The 19,995-nt window shown below is 56.8% G+C and carries 19 protein-coding genes and 1 riboswitch; of the genes, 9 read left to right on the top strand and 10 right to left on the bottom strand.

The window, feature by feature from the left end; genetic code table 11:
• Positions 1-27: 27 nt before the first annotated feature.
• The 5 genes from thiD to FJV47_RS06095 form a co-directional block, all read right to left on the bottom strand.
• Complete coding sequence (gene thiD / locus FJV47_RS06115) at positions 28-1,470, bottom strand: bifunctional hydroxymethylpyrimidine kinase/phosphomethylpyrimidine kinase (protein WP_159611072.1); 1,443 nt, start codon at positions 1,468-1,470, stop codon at positions 28-30.
• Positions 1,452-2,093, bottom strand: a complete 642-nt coding sequence (gene thiE / locus FJV47_RS06110) for a thiamine phosphate synthase (protein ID WP_159611070.1) — start codon at positions 2,091-2,093, stop codon at positions 1,452-1,454. Before thiE ends, thiD begins: the two co-directional genes overlap by 19 nt.
• Positions 2,086-2,880 (bottom strand): hydroxyethylthiazole kinase, encoded by a 795-nt coding sequence (gene thiM / locus FJV47_RS06105; protein ID WP_159611068.1) that lies wholly within the window; start codon positions 2,878-2,880, stop codon positions 2,086-2,088. The genes thiE and thiM overlap by 8 nt, the downstream gene beginning before the upstream one ends.
• Positions 2,870-2,964: riboswitch (TPP riboswitch) on the bottom strand. (Overlaps the previous gene by 11 nt.)
• Positions 2,965-3,001: 37 nt before the next feature.
• Positions 3,002-3,367 carry a GntR family transcriptional regulator gene (locus FJV47_RS06100; RefSeq protein WP_159611066.1) on the bottom strand — a complete coding sequence of 122 codons (366 nt, stop codon included), beginning with the start codon at positions 3,365-3,367 and terminating at the stop codon, positions 3,002-3,004.
• Positions 3,364-4,896 (bottom strand): hypothetical protein, encoded by a 1,533-nt coding sequence (locus tag FJV47_RS06095; protein WP_159611064.1) that lies wholly within the window; start codon positions 4,894-4,896, stop codon positions 3,364-3,366. Before FJV47_RS06095 ends, FJV47_RS06100 begins: the two co-directional genes overlap by 4 nt.
• Positions 4,897-4,984: 88 nt before the next feature.
• On the opposite strand from FJV47_RS06095, the gene FJV47_RS06090 reads away from it, so the two are divergent.
• From FJV47_RS06090 to FJV47_RS06075, 4 genes are all read left to right on the top strand, one after another.
• The gene (locus FJV47_RS06090; protein WP_159611062.1) at positions 4,985-6,418 is read left to right on the top strand and encodes an aldehyde dehydrogenase family protein; all 1,434 of its coding nucleotides are present in this window, start codon (positions 4,985-4,987) and stop codon (positions 6,416-6,418) included.
• Positions 6,419-6,497: 79 nt separating this feature from the next.
• Entirely contained in the window at positions 6,498-7,946 is a 1,449-nt protein-coding gene (locus tag FJV47_RS06085) for an amino acid permease (RefSeq protein WP_159611060.1), read from the top strand.
• Positions 7,947-8,084: 138 nt separating this feature from the next.
• Positions 8,085-8,627, top strand: a complete 543-nt coding sequence (locus FJV47_RS06080) for a type IV toxin-antitoxin system AbiEi family antitoxin domain-containing protein (RefSeq protein ID WP_159611058.1) — start codon at positions 8,085-8,087, stop codon at positions 8,625-8,627.
• Positions 8,624-9,556 (top strand): nucleotidyl transferase AbiEii/AbiGii toxin family protein, encoded by a 933-nt coding sequence (locus FJV47_RS06075; RefSeq protein ID WP_159611056.1) that lies wholly within the window; start codon positions 8,624-8,626, stop codon positions 9,554-9,556. The genes FJV47_RS06080 and FJV47_RS06075 overlap by 4 nt, the downstream gene beginning before the upstream one ends.
• Before the next feature lie 179 nt (positions 9,557-9,735).
• Here the strand turns inward: FJV47_RS06075 and pgm are convergent, their stop codons facing one another.
• Positions 9,736-11,331, bottom strand: a complete 1,596-nt coding sequence (pgm, locus tag FJV47_RS06070) for a phosphoglucomutase (alpha-D-glucose-1,6-bisphosphate-dependent) (protein WP_159611054.1) — start codon at positions 11,329-11,331, stop codon at positions 9,736-9,738.
• Between the two features lie 55 nt (positions 11,332-11,386).
• Here pgm and FJV47_RS06065 point away from each other — a divergent pair, with 55 nt between their 5' ends.
• Complete coding sequence (locus FJV47_RS06065; protein WP_159611052.1) at positions 11,387-11,710, top strand: DUF4190 domain-containing protein; 324 nt, start codon at positions 11,387-11,389, stop codon at positions 11,708-11,710.
• A gap of 79 nt (positions 11,711-11,789) precedes the next feature.
• Here FJV47_RS06065 and FJV47_RS06060 read toward each other — a convergent pair whose 3' ends face one another.
• Positions 11,790-13,247, bottom strand: a complete 1,458-nt coding sequence (locus tag FJV47_RS06060) for a peptide MFS transporter (protein WP_159611050.1) — start codon at positions 13,245-13,247, stop codon at positions 11,790-11,792.
• 52 nt (positions 13,248-13,299) lie between these two features.
• Positions 13,300-14,646 (bottom strand): amidase, encoded by a 1,347-nt coding sequence (locus FJV47_RS06055; RefSeq protein WP_159611048.1) that lies wholly within the window; start codon positions 14,644-14,646, stop codon positions 13,300-13,302.
• 67 nt (positions 14,647-14,713) lie between these two features.
• On the opposite strand from FJV47_RS06055, the gene FJV47_RS06050 reads away from it, so the two are divergent.
• Positions 14,714-15,040: a rhodanese-like domain-containing protein gene (locus tag FJV47_RS06050; protein ID WP_159611046.1), complete on the top strand. Its 327-nt coding sequence runs from the start codon at positions 14,714-14,716 to the stop codon at positions 15,038-15,040.
• Positions 15,037-15,960 carry a prephenate dehydratase gene (gene pheA, locus FJV47_RS06045; protein ID WP_159611044.1) on the top strand — a complete coding sequence of 308 codons (924 nt, stop codon included), beginning with the start codon at positions 15,037-15,039 and terminating at the stop codon, positions 15,958-15,960. Before FJV47_RS06050 ends, pheA begins: the two co-directional genes overlap by 4 nt.
• Positions 15,961-16,030: 70 nt before the next feature.
• Here the strand turns inward: pheA and FJV47_RS06040 are convergent, their stop codons facing one another.
• Positions 16,031-17,077, bottom strand: a complete 1,047-nt coding sequence (locus tag FJV47_RS06040; protein ID WP_159611042.1) for a diacylglycerol kinase family protein — start codon at positions 17,075-17,077, stop codon at positions 16,031-16,033.
• 38 nt (positions 17,078-17,115) lie between these two features.
• On the opposite strand from FJV47_RS06040, the gene serS reads away from it, so the two are divergent.
• Positions 17,116-18,393 (top strand): serine--tRNA ligase, encoded by a 1,278-nt coding sequence (serS, locus tag FJV47_RS06035; RefSeq protein WP_159611040.1) that lies wholly within the window; start codon positions 17,116-17,118, stop codon positions 18,391-18,393.
• A 124-nt stretch (positions 18,394-18,517) separates the two neighbouring features.
• Positions 18,518-19,348: an HAD family hydrolase gene (locus FJV47_RS06030; RefSeq protein WP_159611038.1), complete on the top strand. Its 831-nt coding sequence runs from the start codon at positions 18,518-18,520 to the stop codon at positions 19,346-19,348.
• Here FJV47_RS06030 and FJV47_RS06025 read toward each other — a convergent pair.
• Positions 19,345-19,947, bottom strand: coding sequence for a hypothetical protein (locus tag FJV47_RS06025; protein ID WP_159611036.1), 603 nt, complete (start codon positions 19,945-19,947; stop codon positions 19,345-19,347). The genes FJV47_RS06030 and FJV47_RS06025 overlap by 4 nt on opposite strands.
• Positions 19,948-19,995: the final 48 nt, after the last annotated feature.

The raw sequence follows: 19,995 nt of genomic DNA, 5'->3' as shown, positions 1-19,995 counted from the left end.
AATCCTCCAGGTTGTGGCCCGTGCGTTTTAGACCGTAGAGAATTCTACTCGGTTCACTCGCGCCTGGTCGAAGAAGGCCACCTCGTGCTCCGAAGAACGCATAAAGGCAAGCCGCATTCGCTCGCGCTGGTCCGCATCGGCTTTCTTCCACGCGCTACGCACCATGTTGATGGCCTGCTCGGTAGCCAGGTCGAATTCTTCCGAGGCATAGGTAACCAGCCACTTGTTATAGGGGTGTTGCTCATGATTGGCCGAAGCAAGGCGCTTGCCAATGTCCTGATACAGCCAGTAGCAGGGCAGAATCGCCGCAATCAGCTCACCGTAACTGTGCTTTGACGCCGCAAGGTGGTTCACATAGTTCAGCGTGATAGAGCTGGGGTTGGCGCTTCCCTCGGCGAGGTAGCTGCGGTGCAACTGAAGTTCACCCTCTAGGATCTGGCTGGCAGAGTTGGCCCAGAAACGCTGAGCATCAAGCTCGGGCGCTAGGGCACTGGCCTCAGCTAACACCTGAGCGTAACGCTGAAGGTATAAGGCGTCTTGCGCGAGGTAGTGCTCAAAGTCAGCTGGTGCCAGTGTGCCGTCGGCCAACTGGGTGATGAACTCCAAATTATCGATGGACTCACGCAAGCCCTCGATTTGCTGCCACCAATCCTGCATTGGATCAGAAGCGTCGAAGAAGTCGGCAAAATGGTTGACCGGGCCGTGCCCACTACCCACGTTGAGCTCATCGGCGGTGCCGATGGCCCGGAACAGGTAGGCCTTGGCATTTTCCAGAGACTGCACCCAATCACCAGTGGTTGCGTACTGGCCGGCCAGAGCGCTGGACAGGGTACAGCCGGTGCCATGGGTGTTCTTGGTGTGATGCCGGGGATTACTGAACTCGGCTACAACCCCTTCGGCCTCAACGAGTGCGTCTGGGCAACGATCTTCGGCCAGATGCCCTCCCTTAGCCAAAACTAGAACGTCATGTTTGGCTGCCAGGCGTTGGGCCTGTTCTAGGACATCAGCCCAGTTGTCAGCTGCGGGCTCGCGCAATAATGTGGCCAGCTCCAATAGGTTGGGGGTAATTACCGAGGCACGGTTGAGCAAAGAATCAAGCGCGGTCTCATTCTCGAGGAGGCGATCCCCGCTGGTAGCCACCATGACGGGGTCAAGAACGACAGGGGCATCCACGGAATCCAACCAGCTGGTGACAGCCCGGATGACATCGGCGTTGGCCAGCATCCCAATCTTGATGGCATCAATCTGTATATCAGCACCGATGGCTTCAAGCTGGGCAAGGACAAACTCGCCGCCGATGGCCTGAACCGCGCTGACCCCTTGGGTGTTCTGTGCAGTCAGGGCGGTGATGACGGACATACCATAGGCACCATTAGCGGCGATGGCTTTTAGGTCCGCCTGGATTCCGGCGCCACCGGATGGGTCGGAGCCGGCGATGGAGAGAATGTTTTTCACTGTGCTGCCTTCCATGCGGCAACTAGTTGCTCGCTAGCTTCTTGCGGATTCTCGGCGTTGCAGATGGCCCGAACGACGGCTAGACCGGAGCCGCCACCTGCACGGATTGCGGTGGCATCCTCTGCAGTGATTGCGCCAATAGCTACACAGGGCAACTCGGTCAGCGAGGCTGCGCGGGTAAACCCATCCAATCCCAGCGGGGTGGGGTGATCTTTTTTGGTGGGGGTAGCGCGTACTGCCCCCACGCCTAGGTAGTCGATGACTTCAGCATCAAGATTGGCCTGTGACAGCTGTTCATCGGTGGAAGCGCTCAGCCCGATGACGCCTTCGCCAATGATTTGACGTGCCAGACGCACCGGAACATCCTTCTGACCGATATGAATTCCACTGACAGCTGCAGAGGCCGCGCGTGCTGCCAGGAACACGTCAATGCGGTCGTTGACCAGTAGCTTCGCTTTGCCTTCGGTTAGCCTGGCCGCAGCGCAGGTCAGTTCGAAGAATTCGCGGGCGGTCTCATCTTTGGCTCGCAGCTGGATCCATTCGATGCCACCAGCTACTGCACCTTCGATTACTTCCAGTGTGGTGCGTGGGGTACAGCTGGCAGTGTTGGCTACTAAGTAAGCGCCGATATTATGCATGGTTCAATTCCTCGTACTTCAAATTCTGTAGTTCCTCGGGCTCAGCGGATGCCAGTGAATCAATGAATGCCACTGCGAAACTTCCCGGTCCAGTGCTGTTAGCCAATGCCTTTTCGGCGGCTAGGCCATAAAAGCCGTGTGCAGCGATGGTGGCTTCAAAGGGGTCATCATGCACGGCGAGCATGCCAGCACTAAAAGCACCAAGTGCGCAACCGCCTCCGGTGATTCTGGTCAGCCCGATGCCATTGGTGTGCACCAGAGCCGTGCGGTGTGAATCGATGATCGCGTCTGCCTCACCGGAGATGGCAACAATGCAATCGTGAGCCTGAGCCAATTCACGCCCGGCGGCCACAGCGGCGTGTACGGTATCTGTTGCATCAACGCCCCGGCCGGTGGAGTCCTTACCCGCTAAGGCGAGAATTTCCGAAGCATTACCGCGGATCAATGTCGGCTTCTGCTGCACGATACGACGCGCAAAGTCGGTGCGCACTGGTAGAGCGCCCACTGCCACTGGATCTAGGACCCATGGGGTGCCAGCTGCGTTCGCCGAGTGTATTGCTTCTTCCATAGCAACCATTTGCTCGGTGCTCGGTGTACCGAGGTTGACCAGTACTGCAGATGCGACGGCCGCAAACGGCCCGGCCTCGCCGGGCAGATTGGTCATCGCCGGTGAAGCGCCCGAAGCTAAGAGAGCATTGGCGGTGAAGTTGGTGACGACAGTATTCGTCAGACAAAAAACCAAGGGGGAGTGCTGCCGATATTTTTGGGCAACGGTAGGTAGAGTCATGCGACATCCCTCCGCTAGCGTGAACTAGATCAGGTTCGACGGGTCTTATCTCAGTCGGCTTCTCCGACACCCCGTGTCACTGGTCTAGAGCGTACGCAGTAGGGATGGCTAGAACAAATTCTTACGGTTCACGTCGCGCCACCAAAGCCTTAAGCGTCGCGGCATCGACATGGTGCGCTGCGGCCAGTTTCCACAAGTTGTCTACCGCAACCACAAGGTCTTCATGCGTATCGACGGGTGCTAAGCGTTCGTTCACCACCGTGCCGGCGCGACGTCGCGAAGAAATGAGACCTTCAGCTTCAAGCTCCTTATAGGCGCGGGCTACCGTTCCTGCGGCTACACCAAGGTCCGTGGCCAGCGCACGAACGGTAGGTAGCTTGCTACCGGCAGTTAGTTCGCCAAGATTGATCAGCGAGGCTACCTGCGAACGGATTTGCTCATAAGGTGCGGTAGCAGCCTCAAGATCTACACTGATCTGCGTGCTCATGCGCGTGCGCTTTGGAGAGCAACGGGATTTGGTCGGGGTACCACTAAGAAAGCTGGAATGCAGAATAGGCCCACACCAAGGGCGATTACGGCCGGTTCGTCTGGATAAGCTAATCCAGGCAGCAGGAAGAACGCGCTACTTAACACCCGCAGGGCGCGGAATTCCAACACTTGTCGATACCAGATCTCCTGCTCCATTGTGACGTCCCACGGTACCGCGCAACGGCGGATCCACCAGTGATAACCGGCAGCGAATATCAGCAACCCGACAATAACCCCCGTGGTCAACCAGGGGGAAACTCGCATGTTCGAGGGGACTGCGTCGGGAATGTAGAGCAAAACGCTACCACTGGTTACGCAAAGCGCGGCAATGAGATACACCCAAAAAGGGAGATTCTGAGTCTGTGGGGAGCGTGTTGCGCCATGTTTGGCGCGTCGGTCAGCATAGAGCGCGAAACCGGCCGAAATGACCAAGAAGAGCACTACGGCAAGTGCGCCCCAGACGATTACGAGTGAAGTGTTTGAAAGTCTGGCTCTCATGTCGCCATAAACAGTGGACACTTCATAAGTGCGTTCACTGGCAACTACAGCGATGACGTAGGAACAGACCAGCAATACTGCCGTTGCAATATACGAAACCGTCAGAGTGTGCGATCGCATCCGCGCGAAAGCTGAATGCACATTGGGGTGTTCGTTCTTCAGCGCTGGAACGTTCGGTCCCCAAACGAGCAATACGAAGCCCAGACCAAGGTACGCAAATGTTGAGATGCGGCTCCACTCGGGACCTAGTATGGGGTCGGCATAGGAGATTGCAGAAACACTAATGCCAACGAGGATCCAGCCGGTATGCCGCAAGAGCCTGTTGAGCCATACGGTGCGCAACTGTTGGTTATGCGCAGTCGATATTCCGGTCAAAGGTTGGCGCTTGAGAATGACGAAACTGACCAATGCGGCAGCAACCAACACTCCTAGAATGCTCAGTGCTAAAAGTGGAGCCACTTCAGTGCCGGAGTGCCATCCGGGCGTGACGGTTGAAACTTGCTCGAAGGGTTCGCCAAAGTCGCTAGTGGATTCGGTCTCGGAATAACCCTGGGGACTCTGACCCGAAACTTGAGATACCGGCCAGAGAAGCGCAATTGAAACCACAGCGAGGGCACCAACAAGTGCCCCCAATTTTCGGGGGAAAGGTGAGGTAAATGTCCGAGGTTCTAAGGAAGCAACACGGACCGGCTGTAGCTCCTGTGGCCAGGTAAACAAACCGATGATGTAGACCAGAGCGATCCACCCTCCGGCACTCAGCGCGATGATGATCAGTGAGATTGTCGGCTCCGTCTGTCCATCAATCACCCACAACTTTCTAAGCTCCCCGGACGTAGAGACGAAGAAAGCAATTAACGCACACCAGAACGAATGAGACCTGGCCCGCTGAAGGGCAGGGACCTTGCCTCCCGTAGCCACCGAGCGCAGCCAAAGATAGATTATGGTGGCCGCAATGGCTACCGACAAAGCGCTCGCCGAGAGTTGATCCATGACAGTTAATGTATCAAATACTTGATACATATTGAAGAACTTGGGAATTATTTGAGGAAACTTTCGCTTCGTAACGTAGTCTCAAATCATGGGTCTGTTTACTTCCACTCCATTGCCTGAACCGGTCGGCGATTCCGCGCCGCCGGTGGACGAGCATCCTTCTCGTATTGCTACGGTCCTGAGCCATCTTCGTCGTTCAGCCGATACCAGAATTACGCACCCGCGCCGCTTCCGCGTCCAACAATTGCGAGCGCTGGAGAAGATGCTCGAAGAGCATCTTGAGGACTTCCTGCAGGCTCTGAATGAAGACCTTGGAAAAAGTGCGACAGAAGCAAAATTCGCTGAAGTCGATGTGGTTCGTGCCGAGATAGATCATGCGCTGCGGCACTTGGCTGAATGGATGGACAGCACCGGCGTTAAGGTCCCATTGTCACTACAGCCGGCCATGGCCAAGATCGAACCACGCCCTCTAGGAGTGGTTTTGATTATTGGCGCGTGGAACTATCCTCTGCAGCTGGTGCTGGCCCCTTTGGTGGCCGCTATTGCTGCTGGCAACGCGGCGGTCATCAAGCCTTCAGAACTGGCTCCGGCCACTTCTGGTGCCTTAGCCAAATTCCTTCCGCTCTACCTCGATGAGCGAGTCTTTGCGGTTATCGAAGGCGGAGTGGATACAGCCACTGAGCTACTCGCGGCCCGCTGGGACCACATCTTCTATACCGGGGGTGAGAGAGTTGCAAAGATTGTCGCCATGGCGGCAGCAAAGCATCTGACCCCAACCACTTTGGAGCTGGGAGGAAAGTCCCCTGCGGTGGTGGACAATCACTCGCCGGCTACTGCTAAACGACTGACCTACGCGAAATTCATGAATGCAGGACAGACCTGTGTCGCGCCGGACTACATCTTGTGCATCGGTGATGCTACATCGTTGATCAACCGGCTGGGACAGGCCATCACCAGCTTCTACGGTAAAGAGCCGATCACTCATCAAGACTTCGGCAGGATTGCTAGCCGTCAGCACTTTGACCGCCTCCTGGCAATGTTGGAGCAAGGTGAAGTTGTTGTTGGTGGTGAGTATGACGAAGAGACGCTACGCATTGCGCCGACCATCATGCGCAACGTAGATCTAGAAGGCACCTTGATGACCGAGGAAATCTTCGGTCCGATTCTTCCGGTCATCGAGGTCAAGACCTTTGAAGAAGCCTTGGAATTTATTGCCCGGCGTCCTTCACCGCTAGCTGCCTATTTGATGAGTGAGAGTCCCCGACTGCAGTCGATTTTCTCGGATCGGGTTCGTGCTGGAGCGATCGTACACAACGCCCCACTGGCTCAAATGGTGATTCCAACCCTGCCGTTTGGCGGCGTGGGTGCCAGCGGTATGGGTTCTTATCATGGCAAACATGGCTTTGATCGTCTTTCGCAGATGCGCTCAGAACTCAACAAAACAACGGTGGTAGATACGCTGAGCGCAATTTATCCTCCGTATTCTTGGGCTAAGCGAAAGATTATTGATCGCTTACTGTAGCGCGGTTCATAGCATTGGGACTGGTCAGAGTGCTTGGATTGAAAGGTTGGAAATTTCTAAGCATCAGGAGATGTAACGCATGACTGAGCCCGCACCGTCCCAGGACGGCCTGAAGCGTGGCCTCAAAGCTCGCCACATGCAGATGATTGCCATTGGCGGCTCAATTGGTACCGGACTATTCGTCGCGTCCGGCGGCACGATCTCTGAAGCTGGCCCCGGTGGCGCGCTCGTCGCTTATGCCCTGATTGGCATCATGGTGCTGCTGTTGATGCAATCGCTGGGCGAGATGAGTGCACGGCTTCCTGTCGCAGGCTCGTTCCAGACCTACGCCACCGTCTTCGTCAACCGCCACTTCGGCTTTGCGATCGGGTGGAACTACTGGTTCAACTGGGCCATTACCGTCGCCGCCGAGCTGGTTGCTGCGGGCATCGTGATGTCTTACTGGTTCCCGGACTCTCCCGGATGGATCTGGGCCGCCATCTTCCTGGTGCTGCTCACCGGGCTCAACGCCCTGTCGTCCAAGGCCTTCGGTGAAGGCGAATACTGGCTGGCTGCTATCAAGGTCATCACGGTCATCGTGTTCCTGATCTGCGGCTTCGCGATGATCTTCGGCATCATCGGCGGAACCTCGCCAGGATTTAGCAACTGGACCGACGGGGACGCGCCATTTGTGGGCGGCTGGCTGTCCATCGTTTCGGTGTTCATGATTGCCGGCTTCTCGTTCCAGGGAACTGAGCTGGTTGGTGTCGCCGCAGGTGAAGCGGAAAACCCGCAGCGCGATGTCCCAAAGGCCATCAAGACCATCTTCTGGCGAATCATGCTCTTCTACATCGGCGCCATCTTTGTCATCGGCATGTTGATCCCGTACCTGGATCCTTCGCTGCTGTCATCCGAAGCATCTGATATCGCCACCTCACCGTTCACCTTGGTCTTCGAGCGAGCCGGCATCGCCTTCGCTGCCGCGTTGATGAACGCCGTGATCCTCTCGGCCATCTTGTCGGCAGGCAACTCAGGCCTATATGCCTCTGCGCGCATGCTTTATTCCATGGCCAAAGACGGCAAAGCTCCGAAGATCTTTGCACGCTTGAACAAGCGAGGTGTTCCGGTGCCGGCCATGCTTTTGACCGCCTCGGTGGGGCTCTTCGGGTTCCTGACCGCGATCATCGGACAGGGCGAGGCTTACACCTGGCTGCTGAACGTCTCGGGGCTGTCCGGATTTATCGCGTGGGTCGGGATTGCGGTGAGCCACTATCAATTCCGTAAGGCGTACATCGCCAGCGGTCAGAGTCTTGCCGATTTGCCGTACAAGGCTCCGCTGTTCCCGCTGGGTCCATTCCTTGCCTTCGTCATCCTGCTGGTGGTCATCGCTGGCCAGAACTACCAGGCAGTTCTGGACGGCAATCTGCTGCAGATGGCCTCAAGCTATGTCGGCCTACCGATCTTCCTCTTGCTGTGGCTGGGCCACTGGCTGGCTACTCGCAAGCAGCCAGCCGAGGTCATTGACCCATGGACCGCGAAGCTGAACTAGTAATTTCATGACCAGCCAAGCCGGCAGAGTTCGCATTTTTTGAATGCGGGACTGCCGGCTTTGTTGTGCCTGGACTTAGTCGCAGTCCGCGCCAAAAGCGTACCAAAAATGGTACACTTTTGGCGGGAAGGGTTTGAAATGAACGGGTATAGGCATGACTTGTGGGAGATTGCCTCAGGGCGCCACGGCGTAGTGACCATTGCAGAAGCCGAGGATGCGGGAGTTCCTGCCGTGGAAGTACGTAAGCTTGCGCATCGAGGCGCGCTACGTTCGTATGGCAAAGGCGTATATGTTCATCTCAGTGTGCCAATGACCGAATTTACTCAAGCGGCAGTAGCAGTGGCACTGGCTGGACCAGGGGCTTTTCTGCAGCGGGAGGCAGTTTTTGACCTGCTAGGTCTAGGGCAGTTCAACCCGCACCGAATCATGGTGGGGACTCGACGCAGGGTACGACGAGTCATGCCTGAATGGGTCGAGTTGGAACAGCGTATGGATGTCGCTGACGAAGATCTGACTCATTACGAGGGGGTGCCGTCCACCACAGTCGGACGGGCCCTATCGGACATCCGTGGCAGGATGCCGTGGAACCGATGGAAATCACTAGTTGACCAGGCGCATCGACGTGATCTAATAGGTGACTGCGAGGCCATTGATCCTAAGAATGGGCGACACCTAACATGAGTGCTGTGGTCCCGGTGCTGAATATTGCGCAACTGAACGTCCGGTTGGAGGAAGTTTCTCGAGATCTTGGGGTTCCAATTGCACGTGTACGCCGCATGCTTTGTACGCTCATCATTTCTCAGATGCTTCCCAGTGCAGTAGCCATCAAGGGTGGTATGGGTATCAAGCTTCGTATGGGCGAGAGTGGAACGCGGGCTACAGCTGATTTAGATGTTTCAACCGAGCAACGTGGCAAGGACTTCGAAGAATCTTTCCGGGAACGATTGGCAAAAGGCTGGGGAACAGTGCCAGCGTCAAAGGGCTCGCTGAGGAAGTCCCCTACGGCACCTGACCGCGTCGCCTTCACCGCGACCCTCAAGAAGCAACGTCAGCATGACCCTGGGCTAGGGATGCCGGGGTATGTGGTGCACCCCTATAGGCTTACCCTCGCCTTCCTTGGGAAGGATTGGGCTGGCGTGGACGTAGAGGTGTCTGACCCTGAAATCGAACCGCATGCCCATCGTCGGCTCGATATAGACCCCGAGCTCGTAGAGCTCGGTGCGTTCTTTGGATTCGGAGACTTACTGCCGGTCGAACTGATCGACTTGGAATATCAAATTGCACAGAAAATTCATGCCGTGACAGACCCTGCCTATAACCGTGCACATGACCTGGTGGATTTGCAGTTGCTATGCAGTGCTGGTCCTGATCTTTCCACGGTGAGGGCATTTTGCGTGCGTACATTTGATTTCCGCCGTTCGCAGAAGTGGCCGCCACTTCCACTGCGTGAAATGGACGGATGGGAAACGCAGTACGGGGAGGCGCGCAAGGAGACCCTCGTGCGCGGTGAAACGCTCGCGCTCCCGAACATCGATGCAACTCGCGAATGGCTTACAAAATTGATTGAAGACATCCAGAAGTCACCGCTGGGCGAGCTAGATGGTCGTTGAGCGCCAAGTCTCTGATGAATCTCAGTTCGCTGTTTGTCGACAAGAGAGGCAGATCGAAGAGTACTCGGCGTGGCCGATATTGTATTCAGAAACGGACAATAGTTCGGAAACCACAGTGGCCCGGCCGCAGAAAAATTCTCTGTGCCCGAGCCACTGCACAAGGGTAATAAATCTCTGACTTATGCCAGAGCAGCGTCAACAATCACCCGAGCTTCAGCGAGCACTTGCTGCAGATGCTCGGGTGATTTTGTTGATTCTGCATAGATCTTGTAAATGTCTTCGGTGCCCGAAGGGCGGGCCGCGAACCATGCGTGCTCGCTTGAAACCTTCAGGCCTCCAATGGCGAACCCAGCAGCCTCGGTCACCTTTGCGGTGATCGAATCGCCCGCCAATTCGGTGGCGGAAACCATCGAAGGGTCCAGCTTGGAAAGCACGGCCTTCTGTTCGCGATTAGCCGGGGCGTCAAAGCGGTCGTAGAAGCTGGAACCGTGGCGCTTTACTAGTTCTGCGTGCAACTGGCTTGGGCTCTTGCCGGTGACAGCGCGCATTTCGCTAGCTAGCAAGGCGAGCATCAGCCCGTCCTTGTCGGTGCTGAAGGCCTTGCCGGAGAAGTCCAAGAAGCTTGCGCCTGCGGATTCCTCGCCGCAGAAGGCCACCTTGCCGGAGGCCAACGGTTCTACGAAGTATTTGAAGCCCACTGGTACTTCGCGCAGGGTCCGGTTATGGGAAGCCACGACCTTGTCGATGAGCACCGAGGAGACCAAGGTCTTGCCGATCTCGGCGTCTGCTGGCCAGTTTTCGCGGTGGGTCAACAGGTAGTCGATGGCCACGGCCAAGAAGTGGTTAGGGTTCATTAGCCCGGCATCCGGCGTGACGATGCCGTGGCGGTCAGCATCCGCATCATTACCGGTGGCGATGTCGTACTTCTCGCGGTTGGCTACCAAGGAAGCCATGGCGTGCGCCGAGGAGCAGTCCATGCGGATCTTGCCGTCTTTATCCAAGGTCATGAAACCGAAGCGCGGGTCAACACTTTCGTTGACTACTTCGAGGTTCAACCCGTAGCGGCGTCCGATTTCTCCCCAGTAGTGCACCGAGGCGCCACCCAGCGGATCAGCGCCGATGGAAATCCCTGAGTCGGCGATGACTTTAAAGTCGATGACCCCAGCCAGGTCGGTGATGTAAAGCTCGCGGAAATCAAAAGGCTTGGCGTTTGCTTCGCCGCGCTTAATTTTTCCGCTTGCCAACAGCTCGTTGGCGCGGGCAGCGATGGGTCCAGTAATTTCGGATTCCGCTGGTCCGCCGTGTGGTGGGTTGTACTTGATGCCACCATCGGTGGGTGGATTGTGCGACGGGGTGATGATCAGACCGTCCGCCTGATCCCCGCCCTTGGCATTATGAACGAGGATGGCGTGGCTTACTGCCGGGGTTGGGGTCAGACCGTCTTCGGCAAGAACCTCAACGTTGTTTCCTGCCAAAACCTCTAGTGCGGTCTGGTAGGCAGGGTCCGAGAGTGCGTGGCTATCCTTGCCAACATACATAGGGCCGGTGATCCCTGCGTCGACGCGGTAATCGACGACGGCCTGCGTGATGGCGGCGATATGTGCTTCGTTGAAGGTGCCGTTCAATGAGGTCCCGCGGTGTCCCGAGGTGCCAAAGATGACTGCCTGATCGGCGTTGTCGCTGGAAGGAATGATGTTGCTGTAGGCGTCGAGCACCTCCTGAAGATTAATCAGGTCGGATTCAGTTGCTGGTTGGCCAGCTCGAAGATGTGCCACAGATTGCCTCTCAGGTTAATGCGCCTTATGCGAATTCGTAGAAGAATAGTAGGTGATGAGCTACTACCCATATCCGCAGAACCCGTACCAGCCACCGCGAGAACCCAACGGATTGTCCGTGGCTTCCTTGGTGCTGGGCATCTTATCGATGTTGGGCTTTGCTGCTATTATCCTTGTTCCGCTCGCTGGAGTCATTACCGGACACCTTGCCTACCGACGCGAACCACGTTCCCGAGACCTAGCATTGGCTGGGCTGATCACGTCATGGATCGGATTAGTCCTAGCCATCGTCACATATGCGGTGGTCATCTGGTTCGTTTGGTTCATTGCCAGCGGGTTTGGAGACAGTTCCTATTACGAGAATGTGACCTATGCATAGGCGTTGACCTCTGCAGAACAATTCCAACAAAAATAGCTGGTCCCGAAATCGGGACCAGCTAATTTTCGCAGTTGTGAGCCTAGTGAATCGAGCCCATCAACTTCTTCAGCCCCGGGGTTGCCGCCATCATGGCGATACCCAGAACGACAGCGGTGCCGCCCATGGCGATGAAGTAAGGGATCTCGTTACCCGGAGTGTAGTAACCAGCCAGCACACCGGACAGGGTGGTGCCCAAGGATACCGACAGGAAGAACAGTGCAATCATCTGGGTACCAAAGGCAGCCGGAGCCAACTTAGTAGCGATGGCCTGTCCCACTGGGGAGAGCAGTAGCTCAGCAAAAGTGCACAGCAACAAAATACCCACCAAGGCCAACAGTGGGGTCATGGTGAAGGACTCCAACGGAATGAAGCATAGGAACGCAGCACCCACAATTACCAGTGAGAGCCCGAACTTGACGGCAGTGTGTGGCTGACGTTTGCCCAGCTTGGTCCACATGGCGGCGAAAACGCCGGCGAAGATGATGATGAATACTGGGTTGATCGAGGTGACCCAGCTCGGTGGCATCTCCCAGCTACCAATGTGGCGGTCCAAACGCTGATCCGAGTATGCGGCGATGAAGGTGAACTGCTGCTGGAACAGCGCCCAGAAGGCAGCCGATCCAATGTAGAACGGGATAAATGCCCAGACCTGCTTGCGCTCGGTCGCATCAACCTTCTTGCTGCGCAGGATCAAAGCAAAGTAGATGACCGAAGCCACGATAACCACATAAGCCACGGTGCTGGCAAGGTTTTCAGGGGTGACGATCTTGGTCGCGAAAGCGGCAATGATGATGACCAAAACAGCCGCAAAGATCAGTACGTAACGCTTGCGCTCGTTGGCAGGCAACGGGTTATTCGGGATGTTGCCACTGGCAGGAAGCTTCTTGCGCCCCGCAGCGTAGATCCCCAGGCCGATAGCCATACCGATGGCGGCAGCGCCGAAACCGATATGGAAGCCGTAGGTCACCTGAAGCCAGCCGGTGAGCAGTGGGCCGATCAAGCCACCAATGTTCACGCCCATGTAGAACAGGGAGAAGCCAGCATCAATGCGTGGATCTTCCTTGGCGTAGAGCGAGCCAACCAGTGCTACGGCGTTGGCCTTCAGGCCACCGGAACCGACAGCGACCAGAATCAGACCAATGATTAAGCCAATGTAACTAGGCAGCAATGCTAGGGCAATGTGCCCAACCATGATGCCAATGGCCGAGAAGAACAATACGCGCTCGGAACCGAAGAGACGGTCAGAGAGCCACGCGCCAAGAATGGTGGACAGGTATACGGCGCCACCGTAAGCGCCAACCAGGGACAGGGCCAAGCCCTGGTCCATTCCCAGACCACCATCGGTGGCCGAGTAATACATGTAGTAAGCCAGCAAGCCCTGCATACCGTAGAAAGAGAATCGCTCCCACATTTCTACGCTGAAGAGGCTTGCGAGCGCACCGGGGTGACCAAAGAAGGTCCTTCCGGTGTTAGAAGTGCTCGTTGTTGCAGTAGACATACGTAATATTTTTCGCTTTTGGCTACTCGAGTACCTACTTATATGGCAAAGCTCACAGCTGCATCTGGGCGGCCAGCGCGAGCAGAAGTCCTTCGTCTGAACGAGGGGAAATCAGCTGAATACTCATTGGTAACCCATCCTCAGTGGTCATCACCGGAATGGTGATGGCAGCTACTGAGGCGACGTTCACCATTGAGGTGTACGGCGTGTACTGACACTGCAACATATAATCGCGATCCGCATCGCCTTGGGTATAGTGCCCGAGCAACGGTGGAATGGTTGCCATCGCTGGGGTGGCAATAACGTCATAGGCTGACCATTGGCGAACAAAGTCCGCGGCAATCTGTTTAAGCCGTGAACCGGCCTGTAGATTCTGTTCCAGCGAACGCCCCGCGGCCCGGCGCCGGTAATCGCGGGCCAACTCGCCCAACAGTGACTCGTCATTGATAGGAACATCTTTGAGTCCGTTGGTCCACACCGTGGCAAAGGTCTGAGGGTAGTCCTCCGCATAGTTCATATCCGCTGGCTGTACGCGGTGGCGCTGGCCCAGTAGCTTAAGGCCTCGGTCAAAGGCAGCGCGGGCTTGAGGAGAAATCGAGATGTCGTAGACCGATTCAAAGGGTGAGTGGGTGCTGAAGCCGATGCTCAACTCGTTTAAACGTTCGGGGTAGCTGCCTTGCAACAGCGGCAGGTAATGATCCTTGCCGCGCATCGCATCCAGCAACAGCGCTGCATCTAAAGCATCATGGGCCAGTGGGCCTGAGACGGCGAGCTTTGGCGCCCCCAGCGGATCAACATAACCGTCTAACACATCGGTGGGGACTCGTCCGAGTGACGGCTTGAGCCCAATGAGTCCACAAGCTGCTGCCGGGATGCGTACCGAGCCACCACCATCAGAGCCCGGTCCCACCGGAATCATTCCGGCGGCGATCGCCGCAGCCTGTCCGCCCGAGGAACCGCCCGAAGAGCGCGTTGGATCAAAAGGATTGCGTGAAGCTGGAGCCACCAGGTTTTCTGAATGGCTGCTCAGCCCAAATTCTGGGACCTGCGTTTTGCCTAGAACCACCACTCCTTCACTGCGCAGCTGCGCAACGAGGGAATGATCGCGAGTGGCCACCGGGTGATCGATGGCAGCTGATCCGTAGGTCGTAGGCATGCCGGTCACATCGTTCAAATCTTTGAATGCGGTGGGCATTCCGTGAAGCCGCCCCAACTGCCCACGTACCTGCGCTTCATCGGCTGCCGCAGCGGCGGCCATGGCATCCTCGGCCACGTGCACAAAGGCGCCCAAATCCCGCTGTTGCTCTATGCGGTTCAGGTAGTGTTCGGTCAGCTCGCGACTGGAAATCTCGCCTCGGGCCAAGTCGTCACGCAATTTCAGGGCGCTAGTGGGAAACATGTCAGCTTTCGACGCAGGAAATGACTAGTCTTATAAGCAAACACCCTATGTGAGAGGAATGCTAGCTATGAGCGATTTTGAGACTGTTTCGGTCAATGATGTCCCTAAGGATGCCTTCATCCTTGACGTACGTGAAGACTTTGAATGGGAAGCCGGCCACGCAACTGGTGCTACCCATGTCGTATTGGGCACCCTTCCTGAGCGTGTTGGCGAACTGGATCCAGATGTGGACACTTATGTCATCTGCCGCACCGGTGGACGTTCCGCGCAGGCAGCAGCCTGGCTGACCGGAATGGGCTACACGGCGTTTAACGTTGCCGGTGGTTCGGATGCATGGATTGAAGCCGGCCTGCCAATGGAATCAGAAAATGGGCAGGAGCCAGCAGTCCGATGAAATACGCCTATCTGGGACCTGCAGGCACCTTCACCGAGTCGGCGCTGCTGCAGGTTCCCGGGGCACCGGACGCGCAACGTATCCCCGCAACTAATGTGAACATTGCCTTGGCGATGGTGCGAGATGGCAGCGTCGATGCTGCGATGGTACCGATTGAAAATTCGGTGGAAGGTGGCGTTTCGGCCACCTTGGACGCCATTGCCCAAGGTCAAGCCTTGCAGATTGTTGCTGAAATCCTTGTCCCCATCAGTTTTGTGCTGGCGGTACGCCCGGGCATCGACTCGCTGGATCAGATCAAGCTAGTCTCCACTCACGGGCACGCTTGGGCACAATGCCGGTTGTGGGCAGAAGCGAATATCCCCGGCGCCGTCTTCACTCCGGCATCATCTACGGCGGCCGCTGCGGTGGCCCTGGTCGAGGATGACCCACAGCATGATGCTGCGATCTGCAACCCTTTGGTGGCTGAGGAACGCGCACTGAAGGTAATGGTGCGCGGGGTTGAGGACAATGTGGGTGCGGTGACTCGCTTCATTCTGGTCACCCGTCCGGGGAAGATTCCGGCTCCCAGCGGGGTGGATAAATCCACTCTGATCCTGCCGTTGCGGCAAGATCGCCCCGGTGCGCTGATGGAACTACTTGAGCAATTTACCGCTCGCGGCGTGAACCTTTCGCGCATTGAATCTCGTCCCACCGGCCAAGGTTTAGGCCAGTACTTCTTCTCTGTGGACTTTGAGGGGCACGTGGCCGATGAACGTGTGGCTGCGGCCCTGTCCGGATTGCACCGACTGACCCCAGATCTACGCTTCCTTGGTTCCTATCCGGCGGCGCAGGGTGTTGAACCTCTTGTTGATAAGCATAATTCGGACGGCGCATTTAGTGATGCTCGTGCGTGGGTGCAGTCGCTGCGCAATCGGCTATAGAGAGGCCGTGAAGGTCTCGATAGTCTTCAGGATTATCGAGGCCTTCACAGCGTCTTGAGACGAATGTCAACTACGGGGTGCGTAGGCGCAACGAACTCGGTGAAATACTCACTTTCAGTTCGTTGACCTGACCGGTGGGATCCCCATCGATCTGGGTATTCATAGGCTCAGCACAACGCAAGGCGATCCCTGGGGTCTGGTAGAAGCTCATCACAGGGATCTTGTTTTTAGCGCGGAATGCTGTCTTGAGTAAAATCCACATCCAGCCAGCGGCTGAACGAGGAGACAGGATCACTGCATCTAAGACGCCATCATCAATTTTGGCGTCGGGGACAAAGTCCAAGCCCTGCAGTTTGCCACAGTTAGCGAAAAGCACCGAGCGGACCTTACGGGTTTGCCAGTTTTCGTCGTCATCTAATTTGAAGTTGACCTTTTTGCGCTTGCCCGGAAGCTGACGCAGACCCGCCTCAGAATAAGCGAGCCAACCAACCTTGGACTTCAGCTCCTCATTGGTGTCATCAAAAAGATCCGCGTCCGTGCCTACCCCGGCAATGACCAAGAATGCGTGGTCTGCCTCTGAGCCGTCGAGCAGTTTGAGTTTCATGTGCCCCACGTCGATCCGGCGGACCATGCCACGCACGGCAGCAAGTGCGGCGGTGTGCAGATCATCGAGCGGAATATCGACATTTCGGGCTAGCAGGTTGCCGGTACCTAGAGGCAACACGCCAAGTGCGGCTTCGGTACCTTCGAGTACTTCTGCGACGGCACGGATAGTTCCATCTCCGCCTGCGGCAATAATTGTGTCGCACTGCGCATCCAAGGCTTCCCGGGCAGCATCTTGGCCCGCATTTTCCTTCGTCGTGTGCAGTACAAGGGGAGCCTCAACCCCGGCTTCAGCGCAGACTCGCTCTACGGCCTTCTGCGCTTCTTCAGCACCTGACTTGGACGGATTGATGACCAGTGCGACCTTGCCCGGACTCTGCTGTTCGGCTGCGAACGGCTCTTGCGCCGAGGGCTTGCGGTAGTGCGAAAGCTTACGCACCGAGTACCAACTTGTTGCCGCGACGGCAGCTGCGGCGGCCACGGCAGAGAAAACGATCACACGATTTGTCTGCATAGTGCTTTCATCGTACTCAAGATTGTTACGCTTAACGTGTGATCGACCTGAAAATGCTCACCGAAAATCCGGATTTGTACCGCGCCTCGCAACGCGCGCGCGGTGCCGACGAGTCGTTAGTTGACCAGCTTATGGCTGCTGACACGGCGCGTCGCGAAACCATTGCCACCTACGAGCGCCTGCGTGCCGAGCAGAATGCGTTCTCTAAGAAGGTCGGCCAGGCCAAGGGCGAGGAACGCGCCGCGCTGCTGGCCGAGGTCAAAGAACTGGCCACTTCGGTCAAGTCTGCCCAGGCTGCCTCCGATGAAGCCGCTGCTAAGTGCACCGAACTGCAGCGTCTGATCCCTAACCTGATCATCGACGGCATCCCTGCCGGTGGTGAGGAGGACTTCACCGTCGTGAAGCATGTGGGTACCATCCGCGACTTCAAGGCCGAAGGCTTTGAACCGTTGGATCACCTGCAGATCGGCGAGAAGCTGGGCGCCATCGACATGGAGCGCGGCGCAAAGGTTTCTGGCTCGCGTTTCTACTTCCTCAAGGGCATTGGTGCCCGACTGGAAATCGCGATGATGAACATGGCGCTGGACGTGGCTATGGAGCGTGGCTTCATCCCAATGATCACCCCGACCTTGGTCCGCCCAGAAACCATGCAGGGCACCGGCTTCGATGTGGCGCACGACGACGAGATCTACAAGCTCGAGCGCGACAACATGTACCTGGTGGGCACCTCCGAGGTGGCCCTGGCCGGTTACCACTCGGACGAGATCATGGATCTGTCTCAGGGCCCAATTCGCTACGCCGGTTGGTCCTCGTGCTACCGACGAGAAGCTGGTTCGGCCGGCAAGGACACCCGTGGCATTATCCGCGTTCATCAGTTCAACAAACTGGAAATGTTCACCTACACCAGCGTTGAGAACGCTGAAGCTGAACACCAGAATTTGCTGGCCATGGAGGAAGAAATGCTTGGCCGCATGGAACTTCCATATCGCGTGATCGACACCGCCGCCGGCGACCTCGGAATGAGTGCTGCTCGCAAGTTCGACTGTGAAGCTTGGGTTCCAACTCAGGACGCATACCGCGAACTGACCTCGACCTCAAATTGCACCACCTTCCAGGCCCGCCGCCTTAACATTCGCGAACGCGAAATTGTTGACGGCAAGCCAGGCAAGACCCGTTCGGTAGCTACACTGAACGGTACCTTGGCAACCACACGCTGGATCGTTGCGATTCTGGAAAACCACCAGAATGCAGACGGTTCGGTCAACGTTCCTAAGGCTCTGCAGCCATACCTCGGCGGACTCGAAGTTCTCAAGTAATTCGTGATTAACAAATTGCCGGTCACCTTATCCAGGTGGCCGGCAATTGCCGTTAACCAGCTATTCAAGTGCGCCTGTGCCGTGGATCATCGCTAAATTGCGGCGGTGATGGTTAACTTGAGCCATGACAGTTATGACAAAGATCGGCAACGACGACCGACTAAATAAGCAGAAAATGATGATTTGCCTTGATGTGGACGGAACCATCGTCAACCATCAGGGCCAGATGAGTCAGCGGGTACGTAACGCAGCCCGGGCAGTGGTTGAGCAGGGCCACGAAGTGGTCATCTCCACTGGACGTTCCCTTGGTGCGGCCCTTCCAATCATGGAAGAACTGGGCATTGATCACGGCTACGTCGTGGTCAGCAACGGCGGCGTACTGGCCAAGGTGAGCGACGGAGACGTCGAAGTGATTCACCGTGAAGTTTTTGATCCATCAAAGGCACTCACTGCCTTGTGGAAGCAGTTGCCCAAGGCCAAGTACGCGCTGGAGAATGAGCGCGGCGAATTTCTTTCTAACCAGGAATTTGGCGATGCCAGTTTTGGCGCCGAATCCAGGGTTGTTGATTTCGAGGAATTGCTGGCCAACAAGGCAGTGCGTGTCGTGGTGTTCTCCACCGACAATACAGCCGAGGAGTTCGGACATGCGGTGCAGGGACTTGGACTCTCCGGCGTGACCTACTCGGTAGGGTGGACCGCCTGGCTGGATATCGCCGCCGACGGCACCACCAAAGCTAGTGGTCTGGAGCGCCTGCGAGCGATCCTCAAATTTGATCTGGCCGATTCACTGGCCGTGGGTGATGGCCGCAATGACATCGAAATGCTTCAGTGGGCCGGCCACGGTGTGGCCATGGGGCAGGCACCGGATGAAGTTAAGGATGTAGCTGACGCTGTGACCGAAGGCGTGGATGAGGACGGTTTGGCGATTGTCCTCGAGGGACTGTTGCAAGGCTAGAGCTGGTCAGTGAATTCCAGTAGCCGGGCGATGGCTGCGCGTGCGCCGAGCTCATCGTTGTAGCCTGAGCGCACAATCGCGGCTGATACCGCCTGCGGAGTGATCCCAAGGATCTCGGCCACAGCTTTCTGCTGGCCGCGCACACCAGGAGTGAGCAGATCAACTACAGACCATTCGGCTTCAGTGCGAGTACGAATCCACTGGCCGAGCATGCGCAAAAGACCCTCGAGCTCGGCATCCATTTCGTCATTGCCTGACGACACACAAATAGGAACGCGTTCCCCTCGGTGACTTGCGGCCTCCAAAGCGCCCAGAGCGCGACGTGCAGCTTTGCCTTCAACCAGGTCCGCTTCGGTAGGTACCGGCTCATAAAGGCTGCCTATGCCCAGGCCGATATTGCAGAAGTTCAACCTCGCCACTCGCATGAGTGCATCTACTGCCGCGTCGGGATCTTTGGGCACGCCCAGCAGCAATTGTCCGCTCAGTGCGGTGAACGGAGCATGAGTATGAACTTGGGAAAGCTGATGCCACAACTGCTCGCTGGCGTCGGCAACATCGGTGACCGAGCGGGGCCGGGGGCTGAGCGCAACGACAAACATGTTTCCAGTATTGCCTGTGTAGGCGGGTTTGTCGCGAGTTCAACGCGA

This window comes from Glutamicibacter sp. JC586, from assembly GCF_009805585.1.
GTDB lineage: Bacteria > Actinomycetota > Actinomycetes > Actinomycetales > Micrococcaceae > Glutamicibacter.
The sequence above is the reverse complement of the archived record's forward strand: the minus strand, read 5'-3'. Positions and strand labels throughout refer to the sequence as shown.

Excerpts from the sequence above, each read along its gene's own strand:
- pheA (WP_159611044.1), top strand. The coding sequence starts at position 15,037 with ATGAAATACGCCTATCTGGGACCTGCAGGCACCTTCACCGAGTCGGCG.
- FJV47_RS06025 (WP_159611036.1), bottom strand. The coding sequence starts at position 19,947 with ATGTTTGTCGTTGCGCTCAGCCCCCGGCCCCGCTCGGTCACCGATGTT.
- FJV47_RS06040 (WP_159611042.1), bottom strand. The coding sequence starts at position 17,077 with ATGCAGACAAATCGTGTGATCGTTTTCTCTGCCGTGGCCGCCGCAGCT.
- FJV47_RS06085 (WP_159611060.1), top strand. The coding sequence starts at position 6,498 with ATGACTGAGCCCGCACCGTCCCAGGACGGCCTGAAGCGTGGCCTCAAA.
- FJV47_RS06090 (WP_159611062.1), top strand. The coding sequence starts at position 4,985 with ATGGGTCTGTTTACTTCCACTCCATTGCCTGAACCGGTCGGCGATTCC.
- FJV47_RS06065 (WP_159611052.1), top strand. The coding sequence starts at position 11,387 with ATGAGCTACTACCCATATCCGCAGAACCCGTACCAGCCACCGCGAGAA.
- thiE (WP_159611070.1), bottom strand. The coding sequence starts at position 2,093 with ATGCATAATATCGGCGCTTACTTAGTAGCCAACACTGCCAGCTGTACC.
- FJV47_RS06095 (WP_159611064.1), bottom strand. The coding sequence starts at position 4,896 with ATGGATCAACTCTCGGCGAGCGCTTTGTCGGTAGCCATTGCGGCCACC.
- FJV47_RS06080 (WP_159611058.1), top strand. The coding sequence starts at position 8,085 with ATGAACGGGTATAGGCATGACTTGTGGGAGATTGCCTCAGGGCGCCAC.
- FJV47_RS06055 (WP_159611048.1), bottom strand. The coding sequence starts at position 14,646 with ATGTTTCCCACTAGCGCCCTGAAATTGCGTGACGACTTGGCCCGAGGC.
- thiM (WP_159611068.1), bottom strand. The coding sequence starts at position 2,880 with ATGACTCTACCTACCGTTGCCCAAAAATATCGGCAGCACTCCCCCTTG.
- FJV47_RS06100 (WP_159611066.1), bottom strand. The coding sequence starts at position 3,367 with ATGAGCACGCAGATCAGTGTAGATCTTGAGGCTGCTACCGCACCTTAT.
- FJV47_RS06030 (WP_159611038.1), top strand. The coding sequence starts at position 18,518 with ATGACAGTTATGACAAAGATCGGCAACGACGACCGACTAAATAAGCAG.
- FJV47_RS06060 (WP_159611050.1), bottom strand. The coding sequence starts at position 13,247 with ATGTCTACTGCAACAACGAGCACTTCTAACACCGGAAGGACCTTCTTT.
- thiD (WP_159611072.1), bottom strand. The coding sequence starts at position 1,470 with ATGGAAGGCAGCACAGTGAAAAACATTCTCTCCATCGCCGGCTCCGAC.
- FJV47_RS06050 (WP_159611046.1), top strand. The coding sequence starts at position 14,714 with ATGAGCGATTTTGAGACTGTTTCGGTCAATGATGTCCCTAAGGATGCC.
- FJV47_RS06075 (WP_159611056.1), top strand. The coding sequence starts at position 8,624 with ATGAGTGCTGTGGTCCCGGTGCTGAATATTGCGCAACTGAACGTCCGG.